Here is a 15,759-nt window from a genome sequence, read left to right on the forward strand (position 1 = left end):
AATGCCGGTCAAGCGTCTCGCTTACGGGATCGTTACCGGGTCCGTGCGAATCGACGGGACTTTGGAATCGCGGGCGGGGCCACATTCGGTCGGACAGGGCGCGGGGTCGTGCTATGAGGGTCTGCAAAGATGCCGGAGGGGGTGGATGGACATTGTCGACGACTTTGCGGACGGGACGACGTTCGACCTCATCGAGCCGACGACTGCCCCGGTGCCGTTCGTCTTCAGCGCCCCTCACAGCGGCACGACCTATCCCAAATCGCTTCTGGCGCGCACCCGGCTCGACCGGCTGACCTTGCGGCGCTCGGAAGATACCTTCGTCGACGCGTTGTTCGACGGTGTCCCCGCGCTGGGTGCGCCGTTGATCCGCGCGCGCTTTCCGCGCGTCTTCCTCGACCTCAACCGTGACGCTGCGGAGATCGACACGACGATGTTCGACGCGCCGGTGCCGGTGCCGACGGTACGCGACAGCCCGCGCGTGGCGAGCGGGCTCGGCGTGATCGCGCGGATCGTCGGCGAGGGGCAGGACATTTATGCCAGCCGGCTTCCGGCGGCGGAGGCCGAGGACAGGATCCGCCGGTTCTACGCGCCCTATCACGGATCGCTGGCGGCGGCGCTGGCGGCGCGGGTGGACGGGTTCGGCGCGGCGGTGCTGGTGGATTGCCACTCGATGCCGTCCGGCGCCGTGCGGCCAGAGGCGGGCGACAACGGGCGCGTCGATATCGTGCTCGGCGACCGTTACGGGACGAGCTGCTCGGGAATGCTGTCGGAGGAGTTCGCGCGGCTTCTGCGCAACGAGGGGCTGACGGTGGGGCGCAACCGTCCATATGCGGGCGGCTACATCACCGAGCGCTACGGCCACCCTCCCAGCGTCCACGCCATTCAGATCGAGATCAATCGCGGCCTCTACATGAACGAGGCGACGTTCGAGCGGCACCAGGGCTTCGACACTTTGCGCCGGTCGCTGATGCGCACCGCAGAGGGACTGATCGACTGGTTCATGGCGCACGATGCGGGGGTGGATTGGCAGCAGGCCGCCGAATAGGCGGGGGCGGGGCCGCCTGCGGGAGGACGCAGGCGGAGGGCGAGGCCCTCTGGCGTGCGGCCAAAAAAAAGGCCGCTCCGAGGAGCGGCCGTAAGTCTAGGGAGGAAACGCCCAAGGAGGGCAGCGGGACAACAACGTCGTCCCGCGCTGCAACAAATGCCCTCGCGGCGCACAATCGTCAAGATGCGCAGACCTTCATCAGCCACAAAATTTGCTCACCAATTTGGCAAACGGATTACATGCCTCACGTGTGAAATGCCGTTTCAAAATATCAATCCAACAAATTCAACGGGTTAGAACGGGACATGACAAAGCGAGAGGTTATGTGGCGGAATTGTTACGCAATTGCATGGCACCCATGCGATGAATAAAAACCGCGATTTGGTCCTTCTGGAACGATTGGCGGATGTGGCGAGCGCCGCAATCCTCCCGCATTTCAGACGGTTGCAGGGCGTCGAGAACAAGGACGAAGGCGGCTTCGATCCGGTCACCGTGGCCGACAAGGCGGCCGAGCAAGCCATGCGCGAGCTTCTGGCGTCGGACTGTCCCGAGGATGGCATCTTCGGCGAAGAGTATGAGGCGGTGGCGGGCCGCAGCGGGCGGACATGGGTGCTCGACCCGATCGACGGGACGCGCGGCTTCATGGCGGGGCTTCCCACGTGGGGCGTGCTGATCGCGCTTGCCGACGCGCAAGGACCGCAGCTCGGCATGATGTGCCAGCCCTATGTGGGCGAGCGGTTCGTCGGCGGGCCGGACGGGGCGTGGCTGAGCCATGGCGGCGAACGGCGGGCGATCCGCGCGCGCGCCTGCGGGAGCCTCGGCGAGGCGATCCTGGCCGCGACGGGGCCGCAGCACTTCGCGCCCGCCGCCTACGCCGCGTTCCAGCGCGTGGCGGACCAGGCGCGCATGGTGCGCTGGGGGACCGATTGTTACGCCTACGCCATGGTGGCGGCCGGCCAGGTGGACGTGGTGGTCGAATGCGGGCTGAAGCCGGTCGACATCGCCCCCTTCGTTCCGCTGGTCGAGGCGGCGGGCGGGGCGATCACCGACTGGTCGGGCCGGCCGATCGGGCCGACGCTGCCGCACGACTATAATGGCGAGGTGGTCGCGGTGGGTGATCCCTCGCTCCTCGGCCCCGTGCTGGACGCGCTGGCGGCCTGAGCGCGGCCCCGGCGCGTCACGGCTCGGTCCGTGGTCGCGCGGGTCAAACCCCTTCAGGTCGGGTCAGAAGCGCTTGGAGCGGACGACGACGTCGTCGACGCCGTATCCGAGCGCATCGTAGAAGCCGAGGACGGCCGCGTTGTCGCGGCGGACCATGAGCTGAACCTTGGGGACGCCGCGGGCGCGCAGCCAGGCCTCGGCGGCGTCCATCATGGCGCGGCCGTAGCCCCTCCCCTTCGCGTCCGGCGCGACGGCGAGGTAGTAGACCCAGCCGCGATGCCCGTCGTGCCCCACCATGGCGGTCGCGAGGATCGGCCCGCCGTGCGCGGTGGCAGCCGGCACCACGCCGCCCGGTGCGCTAGCGGGGTCCGCCGCATCGTCGGGCCGGCGGGCGATGAGGATGGTGGAGTCCGGGCCGCGTGACGCCAGGGCGATGTCGGCCACGGGATCGTTCCAGGGCCGCGTGAGACCGGCCGCATCCCACAGCGCCACGATGGCGGCGACGACGGCGCGGTCCGCGGCCTCCTCCGGCCGGATCGGTGCGACGCGGAGCGAAGGCGCCTTACCCGCCTCGCCCGTCGGCTCATCCGGCCCGGCGGCCTCAGCCACCGAACAGGCGGCCGAAGAAGCCGCGCCGCTCTCCGCCGCTCGCCTGCGCACCGGGGCGGATCCAGCCGCTCGGCTCGTAGACGTCCTGCTCCTGGATCTGCGGCGGGGCGGAGGCCGTGGGCTGGCCATATTGGCCGTCGAGGCCGTCCGGCGCAGGCTCGATGATCTCCGGCACGATCTCCATGCCGGGAAGGTCGGCCGGCGTCATGCCTTCCTGCACCTTGTTCATCAGCGTCTTCCACAACTCGGCGGGCAGCGAGCCGCCGGTGGCCTTGTTCGTGGAGGAGTTGTCGTCGTTGCCGAGCCACACGCCGGCGGTGAAGAAGGCGGTGTAGCCGACGAACCAGGCATCGCGCCACGCCTGGCTGGTGCCGGTCTTGCCCGCGGCCTGCCAACCGTCGATCTGCGCGTTGTGGGCGGTGCCGGAGGTCAGCGCGGCGTGCAGCATGGTGTTCATCTGCCCCACATGGTCGAGGCTGATCACCTGACCGGGACCGCCGCCGCGGCGCTCGTAGAGCATCTGCCCGTCCGCGGTGCGGATGCGCCGGACCACATGCGGCACCACGCCGATGCCGCCGTTGGAGAAGGGCACGTAGGCCGTGGCGAGCTCCAGCAGCGTCACCTCGGAGGTGCCGAGCGCGATGGAGGCGTTGGGCGCCATGGGCGACTGAATGCCGAGCCTGTGGGCGACGCGCGCAACGGTCTTCGGCCCGACCTCGGCCGTGAGCTGCGCGGCGATGGTGTTGAGCGACAGCGCGAGCGCCTTCGTCAGCGACACCGGGCCGAGATATTTGCGGCTATAATTCTCCGGCTCCCAATCGCCGATGCGGGTCGGCTGGTCGATGCGCATGGAGAGCGGGGTGAGGCCGTGCTCCAGCGCGGCGAGGTAGACGAAGGGCTTGAAGGACGAGCCCGGCTGACGGCGCGCAGACACCGCGCGGTTATATTGGCTGGCGGCATAGTCGCGCCCGCCGACGAGCGCCTTCACCGCGCCCGACCCGTCGAGCACCACGACGGCGCCTTGGCTGACGCCCTTGTCGGCGCCCTTCTCTTCCAGAAGGTCCTGCAGCGCGCTTTGGGCGAGCTCCTGCAGCTCCAGGTTCACCGTGGTCTCGACGATGATGTCGGTGTCGAGCGTGCCGGCGAAGCCTGGCAGAACCTCGGCCACCCAGTCGGCCACGTAGCCGCCGGATGTCGCCACCTTCGGCGCGGCGAGCGAGGCCGGATGCTCCCGCGCATAAGCATATTCGACATCGCTGATATAGCCGACGTCGTGCATCGCATCGAGCACGAGGTTGCCGCGGGTGCGCGAGCGTTCGAGGTCGGTGGTGGGGGCGTAGTAGGTCGGCGCCTTCAGGAGACCGGCGATGAGCGCGGCCTCCGACAGCGTCAGCTCCTCGGCCGGCTTGTCGAAATAGCGGCGGGCCGCGCCGTCGATGCCGGTGGCGCCGGCGCCGAGGTAGACGCGGTTGAGGTACATCTCAAGGATCTCGTCCTTGGAATATTTCATCTCCAGCCAGATGGCGAAGAGCATTTCCTGGATCTTGCGCTCGATGGTGCGCGAGGGGGTCAGGAACATGTTTTTGGCGAGCTGCTGGCTCAGCGTCGAGCCGCCCTGGGACAGGCGCCCGGAGCGCAGGTTGGTCACCATGGCGCGGGCGAGGCCGATCGGGTCGATGCCGGGGTGGCTATAATAGCGCCGGTCCTCGATGGCGACGACGGCCTGCGGCACGTAGGGCGGCAGGTTCTCGATCTCGATGGCGCGGCCGCCGGTGTCGCCGCGGTTGGCGATCAGCTCGCCGTTTTCCGACAGGATGGCGACGTTGGGCGGGCGCTCGGGGACCGCCCACTCGGCCATCGGCGGCAGGGTGGCGGCGTAGTAGGCGATGATGGCGCCGACGCCGATCACGCCCAGCATGGCGAGCGTGAAGGTCATGCGGAAGGCGAAGCGCAGCAGGCTGAAGCGGCGGCGCGGACGACGCCCGTTGCCGCCTTTGGTGCGGCGGCGGGAGGTGTCGGCCTTGCTGCTCTTCGCCGCCGGTTTGGCGGCGCTGCGACGGGAGGACTTGGCGGGGGCGATCTCGAAGTCCTCCGGGCCGACGTCGTCGGGATGCGAGGGGGCCGCGCGGCGCGGTGCGGCCGGGCGGGCGGCCTTCGAGGGTGCGGCCGCGCTGGAGGCCTTGGGCTGTGAGGCCTTTGACTGAGACGATTTAGGTTGAGACGTCTTTGCAGATGGACGCGGCGCGCGCGGCGCCTCGTCCTCGGCAAAGAGGTCGTCATGGGGCCGCTGCGCCTTGGGGCGCGGTGCGGACGGGGCGCCGCGGCGCGGGGCCGGAGCGTCGGCGTCCGCGGCGGGCGGGCGCGCGGTGGGGGCCGCGCGGGCCGGCCGCGCGCTGGTCTCTTCGTCGAAACGGGGGGTCACGCGCGACTTCTGTGCGCTGCGGCCCTCCGTCACGCGGCTGGCGCGCGGCTTGGCATCTTTCATGGCGGCGAACTCATACTGCTGACGACCGGCGACAGGATCGCCGAAAAAGATAATCGCACCCTTCACGAATCAGCGCGGCGGAATCAAGTCGCTGCATTTGTCAGGAAATCTGCGGCGCGGCGAACCGAGCCTGGTGTTCCGCGCATCGAGGAAGGCCGGAAGACCTTGACCTTGCGTATCATATGATACACATGAAGATGCCATAGGAGGCGAATATGGCTCTGATGACGGACACTCTGGCCGCCCCGCCCGCGGGAGCGGACGATAAGGCGGTCACCCTCGCCGTCTGCAAGGCGGTGGTGCGGTGTGCGGCGGCCTGGGGGCTGACAAATGCCGAGGCCGCACGCCTGTTCGACGTGCCTCTGGCCACCTGGAACCGCATGAAGGCGGGGGATTTTCGCGGCAAGCTGGACCAGGACAAGACGACGCGGGCGAGCCTCATCGTCGGCCTCTTCAAGGGGTTGAGGCTGCTGTTCGACGGCCCCTTGTCCACAGCCTGGCCCACGGCGGCCAACAGCGGCGCCTTCTTCGCCGGCCGCCGCCCGGTGGATGTGATGATCGACGGCGGCATCCCGGCGATGATGCGCGTGCGCCAGCATATCGACGCCCTGCGCGGCGGCCTGTGAGGGACGTGAAGTGACGCGCCTGTGGTGACCGACACGTTCCGGATTCCGACGCGCACCTTCACCGACCCGGCGACGGTCCGCCTCATCAACACCGCCTATCTGACCGAGCCGGCGCTGGCCCCTCTCGCCGACAGCGATGCCGAACGGGCGATCCTCGAGGCGCTGGAAGGGCTCACCTCCTCCCGCCGGGCGCCGATGGCGCGGCCCGCGGGCGTCGCCGACGACGAGCTTTTGACCCAGGCGGCGGGCTACGGCTGGAGCTACGTCAACGCCGCATTCTGCTACACGCGCACCGGCGGCAACCGCTTCAACGACGAGACGCGCGGCGCATGGTACGCCTGTTGGGGGCCTGACGCTGCGGTCACCGCCCAGCGCGAGATCGTCTTCCACCTGACGCGGGAGCTGGACGCGGTGGGGGTGTACGAGAACCGCACCGCCTATCGCGAGCTGGTGGCCGGCTTCACCGCCACCTTCCACGACCTCACCGCCGACCGCGGCGCGCCGTGACTGAACGCGGACCCTGCGCAAGGCTACTCGGCGGGCCAGGCGCTGGCGGCGACGATCCGCTCTGCCGGCGGCAACGGCGTTCTCTACCCATCCGTGCGGCATGACGGGGGCTACTGCCTCGCCGCCTTCCGCCCGGCGCTGGTGCAGAATGTGCGCCAGGGGCGGACCTTCGCCTTCGTGTGGGCCGGGCGGCGGGAACCGTACATCCAGTAATGGTGCCGGGCGGGGGCAATCGGCGGCGCGGCGGCGGGGCGACTTGATCCGGCGGGGCGGCCGCCCCAATGTCCGCCAGCCCGGCCCGAGCCGGGATGGCGCGCCCTCCGCGCGCCGTGCGGAGGACCACGATGAGCGACCTGACACCCCCCGGCCCCGGCGACACCGTCTTCCTGGTGGACGGCTCCTCGTTCGTCTTCCGCGCCTACTTCCAGTCCATGAACCAGGACCGCAAGTATAATTACCGGGCGGACGGGCTGCCCACCGGGGCCGTCCGCCTGTTCTGCAACAAGCTCTACCAGTTCATCAAAGACGGCGCGGCGGACATCATGCCGTCCCACCTCGCGATCATCTTCGACAAGTCGGAGGATTCCTTCCGCAAGGAGATGTACCCGGAGTACAAGGCCAACCGCTCCGCCCCGCCGGACGATCTGATCCCGCAATTTCCGCTGATGCGCGCCGCGGTGGAGGCGTTCGGCCTCACGCCGATCGAGAAGGCCGGGTTCGAGGCGGACGACATCATCGCCACCTATGCGCGCCAGGCCGCGGAAGCGGGGGCGGACGTTCTCATCGTCTCCGCCGACAAGGACCTGATGCAGCTCGTCAACGAGCGGGTGTCGATGTACGACCCCGCGTCCGGCGAGGGGCGGCGCGGCGGCTCCAAGATGGGCGTGCGCGAGGAGCGGCGCATCAGTGTGGACGAGGTGGTCGACTATTTCGGCGTCACGCCCGACAAGGTGGTCGACGTTCAGGCGCTGATCGGCGATGCGACGGACAACGTTCCGGGCGTCCCCGGCATCGGCAAGAAGACCGCCGCCCAGCTCATCGCCGAGTTCGGCGACCTCGACACACTGCTGGCGCAGGCGGAAACGATCAAGCAGCCCAAGCGGCGGGAAAACCTCATCGAATTCGCCGACCAGGCCCGTCTGTCGCGCCAGCTCGTGAAGCTGGACGACCATGTCGAGCTGGAGCAGGAGCTGGGCGCGCTGACCTTGAAGCCGGTGCCGCCGCAGCCGCTGGTCGCCTTCTTCAAGGCGATGGATTTCGGCACCCTCACCCGCCGCGCGGCCGAGGATTTCGGCATCGACCACGCCAAGGTCGAGGCGGACGCGCGCTACCTCAACATCGGCCCGGCGGAGGCGGCGCCCGAGGAGACCGCCGAGGAGATCACCGCGACGCTGACGCCGTCCGACCTCGCGCTGCAGATGGAGCGCGGCCTGATGGGCGCCGCCGTCGACCTCGACGCCTACGAGGCGGTGACGACGGCGGATCGGCTCGCCGAGTGGATGGAGGCGGCGCGGGCGACGGGCGTCATGGGCATCGCGGTGCGGCTGGCGAGCGGGCCGGTGATGCGCTCGCCCCTCGCCGGGATCGCGATCGCGGTGGGGCCGAACAAGGCGTGTTACGTGGCGATCGGCCAGCAGGCGGTGGACCTGATGCACGAGCCGCAGGGGATGGCGCTGGAGGATGCGCTGCCGCTTCTGGCGGGGCCGCTCGCCGACCGCAGCATCGCCAAGGTGTCGACGGCGATGAAGCGGGACTATCTGGCGCTGCGCCGGGCGGGGCTGGAGGTGACGCCGCTCGACGATGTGGGGCTCCTCTCCTACACCGCCGATTCCGGCAACGGGCTGCATGATTATCCCGGCCTCGCCAAGCGCTATCTCGCCCACACGCCGATCGACGACCGTGACGTGATGGGGACCGGGCAGAAGAAGATCAGCTTCGCCGAGGTGCCGCTGGACGCCGCCACGCGCCACGGCGCCGAGGAGGCCGACATCGCGCTGCGGCTATGGCCGGTGCTACGCCAACGGGTGATCGCCCAGCGGGTGAGCCGGGTTTACGAGACGCTGGAGCGGCCGCTGGTGCCGGTGCTGGCGCGCATGGAGGAGACGGGAGTCCTCGTCGACCGCAACATCCTGTCGCGCATGTCGGGCGATTTCAGCCAGACCTTGGCGCGGATCGAGGAGGAGATCTACGCGGCGGCGGGCGAGAAGTTCAACATCGGCTCCACCAAGCAGCTTTCGGAAATATTGTTCGACAAGCTGGGCCTGCCGGGGGGCAAGAAGACCAAGACCGGCGCCTGGTCGACGGGGGCGCAGGTGCTGGAAGATCTTGCCGCGGCGGGGCACGAGTTGCCCGTGAAGCTTTTGGAATGGCGGCAGATTTCCAAGCTGAAATCGACCTATACTGATGCGCTGCCGAACGAGATCAACCCGGAGACGGGGCGTGTCCACACCACCTTCATGATGGCGTCGACCACCACGGGACGGCTCTCCTCGACCGATCCGAACGTGCAGAATATTCCCATCCGCACCGAGGAGGGGCGCAAGATCCGCACCGCCTTCGTCGCCGCGCCGGGGACGACCTTGATCGCCGCCGACTACGGCCAGATCGAGCTGCGGGTTCTGGCTCACATGGCCGACATCCCGCAGCTTCGCGAGGCCTTCGCGGAGGGGCAGGACATCCACGCGATCACCGCGTCGGAGATGTTCGGCGTGCCGGTGGAGGGCATGGACCCGATGGTGCGCCGCCGCGCGAAGGCGATCAATTTCGGCATCATCTACGGCATTTCCGCCTTCGGTCTCGCCAACCAGCTCGGCATCCCGAACGGCGAGGCGTCGGCCTATATCAAGAAATATTTCGAGCGCTTCCCCGGCATCCGCGACTACATGGAGGCGACGAAGAAGACCGTGCGCGAGCTCGGCTACGTGGAAACATTGTTCGGCCGGCGGGCGCATTATCCGGAGATCGACACCTCCAACCCGTCGCTGCGCGCCTTCTACGAGCGGGCGGCGATCAACGCGCCGATCCAGGGGTCCGCGGCCGACATCATCCGCCGGGCGATGGTGCGGATCGAGCCGGCGCTGGCCGAGGCGGGCCTTGCCACCCGTATGATGCTGCAGGTGCACGACGAACTGTTGTTCGAGGCGCCGGTGGACGAGGCGGACCGGGCGATCGCGGTGATCTCCACGGTGATGAAGGGCGCGGCCGAGCCTGCGGTGAAGCTCGCCGTTCCGCTCGACGTCGACGCGCGTGCCGGAGCGAGCTGGGCCGAGGCGCACTAAGGTGCGCCATTCGCCCCGCTCCGCCGGCACTTTACCTCGATTGACAGGCCAGGCCGCAACTTAAAGTATCACCCATCGCGGATGCAGATGGGGCATTTCAATGTCGGGCGGATCCTTCGAGGTGACGCGGAAGCGCGGCTTTTTCGGCCAGATCTTCAAGTGGCTGTTCATTCTTTTCAATCTCGTGATGTTTGCGATGTTCCTCGCGATGATCGGCAGCGTGGACGAGGTCGCGAGCAATGCCGTGACCGATGCCGAGCGGGCGGGAGCGGCCATCGGCGGGTCGCTCGCCCTCGGCTCGCTCATGGTGATGTGGGCCGTCGGCTCCGCGATCCTCGGCATCCTCGTGGTGGTGACGCGCGGCAAGCTGCAGTTCCGGCACGATGCGCCGAGCATCAACGTCAACGTGGTCAATCAGGTCGGGTCGGGCCCCAAGCTCGCGGCTGCAGGGCGGACCGGCCCACGCCAGCCGCGCCACCTGCCCCGTTATGACGATGAGGACGACGACGCGATGGACGACTTCTACGTACCCGCGCGACGCGAGCCGCGGTTCAGGGAGCGGCCGAGCGGCTATTGAGAGGCGGCATGGGCACCTCTCGCCGCTCCGCGCCTGACGCCGCTCAGCTCAGCACCGTCACGTCCTCGGGCGGGACGGCGATGGCCTTCAGCACCGCCGCACAGGCAACGCCGGGGGCAAGGCCGAGCGTGCGGACCGACCTTTGGGTGAGCCTGGCGATCAGCCGGTCCGCACCGCATTCGAGGCCGACGAGCGCGCCGGGCCCCTCTCCCTCGCGCACGAAGGCCACGGTCGCGGGCATGACGTTGTGGGTGGACAACCCCTCCGTCGCGCCGACGGCGACGATGATGTCGGTCGCCCTCAGCCGCATGCGCACGCGCGTGCCGACGGGCGCATCGACCAGCGGCAGACTGAGGCGGGTGGACGACAGCGCCACCTCCGTCAACCCATCGTCCGGCCGGTGCAGCGCGATCGTCCCCTCCAGGATGGCGCCCGCATCGCGCGGCCCCATGATCGCGGCGGTGGCCGCATCGGCGAACACTTCGGTCACCGGGCCGGCGGCGACGCTGCGCCCCCCCTGAAGCATCACCACCCGGTCGGCGAGCCGGGCAACCTCGCTGACGGCGTGGCTGACGTAGATCATCGGCAAGCCCGCCTCGGTCCGCAGACGTTCCAGATAAGGCAGGATCTCCGCCTTGCGCGCCTCGTCCAGCGCGGCGAGAGGCTCGTCCAGCATCAAGAGGTCCGGCGAGGAGGCGAGCGCACGGGCGATCGCGACGCGCTGCTTCTCGCCGCCCGAGAGGCCGCCCGGCCGCCGGCGCATCAGATGGCCGATGCCCAGAAGGTCCACGATCGGCCCCAGCGCAGCAGGCTTGCCGCCGCCGAAGCGCTGCGCGAAGGCGAGGTTGCCCGCCACGGACAGATGCGGAAAGAGCCGCCCGTCCTGAAAGACCACCGGCGTGCGGCGTGCGTGCGGGGCGACGTCGATCCCCTTGGCGCTGTCATAAAGCACCCGCCCGCCGACGCTGACGTGTCCGCAATCCGCACGTTCCAGCCCGGCCAGCATGGCGATGAGGGTGGACTTGCCCGCCCCCGAGCGGCCGAACAGTGCGGTCACGCCGCCGTCCGCTTCGAAGGCGACGTCGATCGGAAAGCCGGCCGCGCGGCTCAGGCGGACGGACAGCGTCATGCGCCGCGCACCCACCGCGCGGCGCGGCCGGCCAGCACCTCGGACCCGACGAGGGCAACGACGGAGATGGCGACGGAAATGCCGACGAGAACGGCCGCCCCCGCCTCCCCGCCCGGCACCTGAAGCTCGGTATAGATGGCGAGCGGCAAGGTCCGCGTCACGTCAGGAATGTTGGAGACGAAGGTGATCGTCGCGCCGAATTCGCCCAGCGCCTTGGCAAAGGCGATGATGATCCCGGCGAGGATGCCGGGCGCGATCAACGGCAGCGTCACGCACACGAAGGTTGCGACGGGCCCGGCACCGAGATTGCGCGACGCGGCCTCGACGCGCGGATCCACAGCGTCCACCGCGAGACGGATCGCCCGCACCATCAGCGGGAACGACATCACCCCCGCCGCCAGCGCCGCGCCGGTCCAGTTGAAGGCGAAGACGATGCCGATGTCGGCGAGCCAGGCGCCGACGGCCCCGCGGCGCCCGAACAGGACCAGAAGCAGATAACCCGTCACCACAGGCGGAAGGATGAGCGGCAGATGGACGATGACATTGACGACCCACAGGCCCGGCAGGCGGCTGCGCGACAGGAGCACCGCCACGGCGAGCGCCAGCGGCAGCGCCGCCACCGTCGCCGTCAGCGCCACCTTGAGTGACAGGGTGACGACCGGCCAGACGCTGGGTTCCATCAGGTGCGGGCTTCCATCACGCGGAGGTCACGGCTGGGGCGCGTGGCGGAAACCGGCCGCCTGAAACACCGGCCACGCCGCGTCGCTGCGCAGATAATCGTAGACGGCGCGGGTCTCGGCCCGGTCGGCACCGTCCACGATGGCGATGGGGTAGATGATCGGCGTGTGACTCTGCGCCGGGAAGGTGCCGACGATATGCACCTCCGCGACCGCGGCGTCGGTCTTGTAGACGATGCCGAAGCGCGTCTCGCCGCGGGCGACGAGGGCGAGCGCGGTGCGCACATTGTCGGACTGGGCGACCTGCGGCGCGAGCTCGTCCCACACGCCGAGGCTGCGCATGGCCTGCGCGCCGTAGATGCCGGCGGGAACGGCGTCGACCAGCGCCATGGCGATCCGCTCGCCGCCGACGAGGGCGCGAAGACGTTCAGCCGACAGGTCCGCATCGTCGCCGGGCGCCTCACCGTTCTCGACCAGCACGAGCGAGTTGGCGAGAAGATCGGCGCGGGTGTTCAGGACCACGGCGCCAGTCTGCGAAAGACGCTCCATCCACTCCACGTTGGCGGAGATGAAGATGTCGGCCGGTGCACCGGACTCGATCTGGCGCGCGAGGAGGGAACTCCCCGCGTAGGAGACGGCGACGTCAATCCCCTCGGCGGTCTCGATCTGCCGGACGATCGCGTCCACCGCCTCGCGCAGGCTGGCGGCTGCGAAAATGGTCACGTCCTGCGCGCTGGCGGTGCCGGCGGTGAGGAGGAGGAACGTCGCGGTGAGCGCGCGGCGGAAGGTTTTCACGATACGACCCGGCAGTGCCGTCCCTGTTGGCACGAAGGGCTTAAACCAATTTCGCGACTGCCGGAATCTTGAAGGGGAACGAAAATGCCGCGCCGTGGGGACGGCGCGGCGGGAGAGCGGGCGGGTGCGCGCGAGCGATGCCCGCAATGAAGCGGCGTGAGGATCAGCCGAGGAAGACCGCGGGTTCATGCTCGCGCAGGAGAGCCGAGCGGAGCTTCTGCAGCGCCCTATTCTCGATCTGCCGCACGCGCTCCTTGGAGATGCCGAGCTTTTCGCCCAGCGACTCCAGCGTAGCACCCTCTTCGGACAGGCGCCGCTCGCGCACGATGCGCAATTCGCGCTCGTTCAGCTCATGCAGCGCGCTTTCGAGCCAGCGGACACGTCGGTCCGTGTCGATGTGGTCGGACACGGTCTGATCCTGCAGCGGCGCGCTGCAGGGGATGAAATCCTGGCGGTCCGCGGCCGTGGAATCGCTTTCGATCACCGGCGCATTGAGCGAGGCGTCGGGCGCGGAGAGGCGCGAGTTCATCAGCTCCACATCGGCCTTGGACACGCCGACGGCCGCGGCGATTTCCTCGTACATCGCAGCGTCAGGCGCGCCGGTCCCGTTGCGCGCCATCTTCGCGCGCAGGCGCCGCAGATTGAAGAAGAGCGCCTTCTGGGTGGACGACGTTCCGCCCCGCACGATCGACCAATTGCGCAGGATGTAGTCCTGGATCGAAGCGCGGATCCACCAGGTCGCGTAGGTCGAGAAGCGAACGTTGCGTTCCGGCTCGAACCGGGCGGCGGCTTCGAGCAATCCGACGTGACCTTCTTGGATGAGATCGCCCATCGGCAGGCCGAAATGGCGGAAGCGGGAGGCAATGGAAATGACGAGGCGCATATGAGCGGCGGTCAGTTTGCTGAGCGCCCGCTCATCCCTCTCGTCGCGCCACTTGAGAGCGAGGTCGTGTTCTTCGTCGCGTTCAAGGTAGGGGGCGCTCATCGCAGCCTTGACGAAGTGACGCGGTGAACCATTTTCGGAGGTCATTGAGAGGCACCTTCCCCAGCTCGATCGTATCGTGGCGTTTGGGAAAGTCGCGTGCCGTACCAATCGTTCCCGAGAATTTCAGATTCCGGACGATAAAGTTGTTTCAGTTTAAATCGTGCGCACTTCGCCATGCTCGTAGGCAGCGCGCGCTGGAACCATAGGCAGCGCGCGCCGAAAAGGTGTGCCCCGCTCCGAACCACTCACATGGCCAGAGCGGGTGCATCGTCAAGGCTTGAGGATCGATTCGGGCGCGGTGCCCTCCTCCACCCAGGCCTCTATCGGCGTGATGAGGTCGAGCCGTGACTGGCCGATGCCGGCGGCGTCGGAGTAGATGCCGCAATGATCCATGCCGGGGATCATGAAGAGGCGCGCGGTGTCGGCGAAGGCCTCGCCGCCGTTGGCCGCCTTGGCCGCCTCGTACCATTCGACCGTCTTGTAGGGCGTCACCAGCGGGTCCGCCCACCCGTGATAGACGATCATCTTGCCGCCGGCGGCGATGAAGGCGGAGAGGTCCGGATCGTCGGCGTTGTAGACCTCGTTCATCTTGGCGACCTCGGCGGGGTCGGTCTCGAAATCGAAATCCGTGGTCGTCCAGTCCGGGCCGGGATCGTTCGGGAAGGCCATGTAGCGGCCGAAGTTGGTGGCGAATGCGCCCATGGCGGGCATCCACTTGGCCCAATAGGCCTCTGACCCTTCCGGAATCCCGCCCGGATAGAGCGGGTCGCCGGCGGCGTTGCGCGGTCCCTCGCGCCAGGCGGCGAGGACGTCCATCTTCGCATCGGTCAGGCAGCCTTCGGTGCTGCCGGCGGTGCAAGCGAGCGCGGACAGGTCGGCCTTGCACTGGCGCGGGTCGGCGATGACGCCGTCCGCCGTGCCGTCCTTTGCGTCGCACGATTCCATGACCGCGGCACCGATCAGGGCATAGTCGTCCGCGGTGAGGATGGGCGCGCCCGATGCGTCCAGGTTGGCGTTGACGAAGAAGGAGAAGGCGGTGGCGACGAGGCCCGGATAGTCGAGCGCCGGGGCGCCGGAGATGATGCCGTCGAACATCTCCGGGTAGGTGAGCGCGGCGCGGTTGGCCATGCGGCCACCGGTGGAACAGCCCTGGAAGTAGGCTCTGGCGGGGGCTTCACCGTAGAACGCCTCGATCAGCGCGCCGGCGATGCGGTTGGTTTCGCCGATGGAGCGCCAGCCCCAGTCGCGCTCGCCGTCCGGATTGTCGTGGGCGAAGGTGGCGTCGACGACGCTTTCCCCGGTGTGGCCGCTGTCGGACGTTGCGGTCGCGTAGTGCTTTTCGAGGCCGGGGCGCATGGCGTTGACGACGCCGGGGCCGGAATCGGCGCGGCCGAGGACGCCGCAGAAGCCGCCGCAACCGGCTTGGTAGAGCTTGCCGTTCCAGCCCTCCAGCGGCAGGCGGACTTCGATTCCGATGTCCGCTTCGGCCTTGACCTGCACCTTGCAGAACGCGGGCAGCCCCTCCCCTTCGCCGACTTCGGCGAGGGTGACGGCGGCATGGTCGATGGCGGTACCGGCGAGTGCGGCGCAGGCGGCGGCGTCCTTCACGGGCGCTTGCGCGGCCGCCGGCCCCGCGAGGGCGAGCGCGGCGGCGAGGGCCGCGGTTGCCGCTGCGGCGTTGACTGCGGTTTGACGGCGATTCTCAGTCAGGTTCATCATTCCCCCCAATATTTTGATCTTATTGAGGGGAACTCTACCACCGCGTGCGCTGCCGCCAATGGTCGAATTGCGGGCTGCGTCCGGCCGCGGCGAGATGATGTGGGATAGCTGTTGAGACGGTCGCAAGCCCGGCTCGGAGTGGGATCGGTCCGCCCGGCACAGCGCC

12 protein-coding genes and 1 pseudogene are annotated in these 15,759 nt (G+C 68.7%); 6 read left to right on the plus strand and 7 right to left on the minus strand.

Annotated elements, in window-relative coordinates; all coding sequences use genetic code 11:
* The first annotated feature begins 145 nt into the window (after positions 1–145).
* Both BIX52_RS02175 and BIX52_RS02180 read left to right on the plus strand, forming a co-directional pair.
* Positions 146–1,045, plus strand: coding sequence for an N-formylglutamate amidohydrolase (locus tag BIX52_RS02175; protein ID WP_075219344.1), 900 nt, complete (start codon positions 146–148; stop codon positions 1,043–1,045).
* A gap of 363 nt (positions 1,046–1,408) precedes the next feature.
* Positions 1,409–2,206, plus strand: a complete 798-nt coding sequence (locus tag BIX52_RS02180) for an inositol monophosphatase family protein (protein ID WP_075219345.1) — start codon at positions 1,409–1,411, stop codon at positions 2,204–2,206.
* Between the two features lie 63 nt (positions 2,207–2,269).
* Here BIX52_RS02180 and BIX52_RS02185 read toward each other — a convergent pair whose 3' ends face one another.
* Together BIX52_RS02185 and BIX52_RS02190 are read right to left on the minus strand one after the other, a co-directional pair.
* The gene (locus BIX52_RS02185; protein WP_075220110.1) at positions 2,270–2,743 is read right to left on the minus strand and encodes a GNAT family acetyltransferase; all 474 of its coding nucleotides are present in this window, start codon (positions 2,741–2,743) and stop codon (positions 2,270–2,272) included.
* Positions 2,744–2,807: 64 nt separating this feature from the next.
* The gene (locus BIX52_RS02190; protein WP_083660053.1) at positions 2,808–5,300 is read right to left on the minus strand and encodes a transglycosylase domain-containing protein; all 2,493 of its coding nucleotides are present in this window, start codon (positions 5,298–5,300) and stop codon (positions 2,808–2,810) included.
* A gap of 215 nt (positions 5,301–5,515) precedes the next feature.
* On the opposite strand from BIX52_RS02190, the gene BIX52_RS23585 reads away from it, so the two are divergent.
* The 4 genes and pseudogenes from BIX52_RS23585 (at position 5,516) to BIX52_RS02210 (ending at position 10,288) form a co-directional block, all read left to right on the plus strand.
* Positions 5,516–5,926 (plus strand): antitoxin Xre-like helix-turn-helix domain-containing protein, encoded by a 411-nt coding sequence (locus BIX52_RS23585; protein WP_083547758.1) that lies wholly within the window; start codon positions 5,516–5,518, stop codon positions 5,924–5,926.
* 195 nt (positions 5,927–6,121) lie between these two features.
* Positions 6,122–6,646 (plus strand): annotated as a pseudogene (locus tag BIX52_RS23590) (RES family NAD+ phosphorylase).
* 131 nt (positions 6,647–6,777) lie between these two features.
* Positions 6,778–9,711, plus strand: coding sequence for a DNA polymerase I (gene polA / locus BIX52_RS02205; protein ID WP_075219347.1), 2,934 nt, complete (start codon positions 6,778–6,780; stop codon positions 9,709–9,711).
* A gap of 100 nt (positions 9,712–9,811) precedes the next feature.
* Complete coding sequence (locus tag BIX52_RS02210; protein ID WP_075219348.1) at positions 9,812–10,288, plus strand: hypothetical protein; 477 nt, start codon at positions 9,812–9,814, stop codon at positions 10,286–10,288.
* A gap of 43 nt (positions 10,289–10,331) precedes the next feature.
* On the opposite strand, the gene modC is transcribed toward BIX52_RS02210, so the two are convergent.
* From modC to BIX52_RS02235, 5 genes are all read right to left on the minus strand, one after another.
* A complete protein-coding gene (gene modC / locus BIX52_RS02215) occupies positions 10,332–11,417 on the minus strand; it encodes a molybdenum ABC transporter ATP-binding protein (RefSeq protein ID WP_075220112.1) in 1,086 nt (361 codons plus the stop codon).
* Positions 11,414–12,097 carry a molybdate ABC transporter permease subunit gene (gene modB / locus BIX52_RS02220; protein WP_075219349.1) on the minus strand — a complete coding sequence of 228 codons (684 nt, stop codon included), beginning with the start codon at positions 12,095–12,097 and terminating at the stop codon, positions 11,414–11,416. The genes modC and modB overlap by 4 nt, the downstream gene beginning before the upstream one ends.
* A gap of 27 nt (positions 12,098–12,124) precedes the next feature.
* Positions 12,125–12,889, minus strand: coding sequence for a molybdate ABC transporter substrate-binding protein (gene modA / locus BIX52_RS02225; protein WP_075219350.1), 765 nt, complete (start codon positions 12,887–12,889; stop codon positions 12,125–12,127).
* A gap of 163 nt (positions 12,890–13,052) precedes the next feature.
* Positions 13,053–13,919, minus strand: coding sequence for an RNA polymerase factor sigma-32 (locus BIX52_RS02230; RefSeq protein ID WP_075219351.1), 867 nt, complete (start codon positions 13,917–13,919; stop codon positions 13,053–13,055).
* A 225-nt stretch (positions 13,920–14,144) separates the two neighbouring features.
* On the minus strand, positions 14,145–15,593 hold the full coding sequence (locus tag BIX52_RS02235; RefSeq protein ID WP_245803090.1) for a tannase/feruloyl esterase family alpha/beta hydrolase: 1,449 nt from the start codon (positions 15,591–15,593) through the stop codon (positions 14,145–14,147).
* Positions 15,594–15,759: the final 166 nt, after the last annotated feature.

The organism is Acuticoccus yangtzensis (genome assembly GCF_001927245.1).
GTDB classification, from domain to species: Bacteria; Pseudomonadota; Alphaproteobacteria; order Rhizobiales; family Amorphaceae; genus Acuticoccus; species Acuticoccus yangtzensis.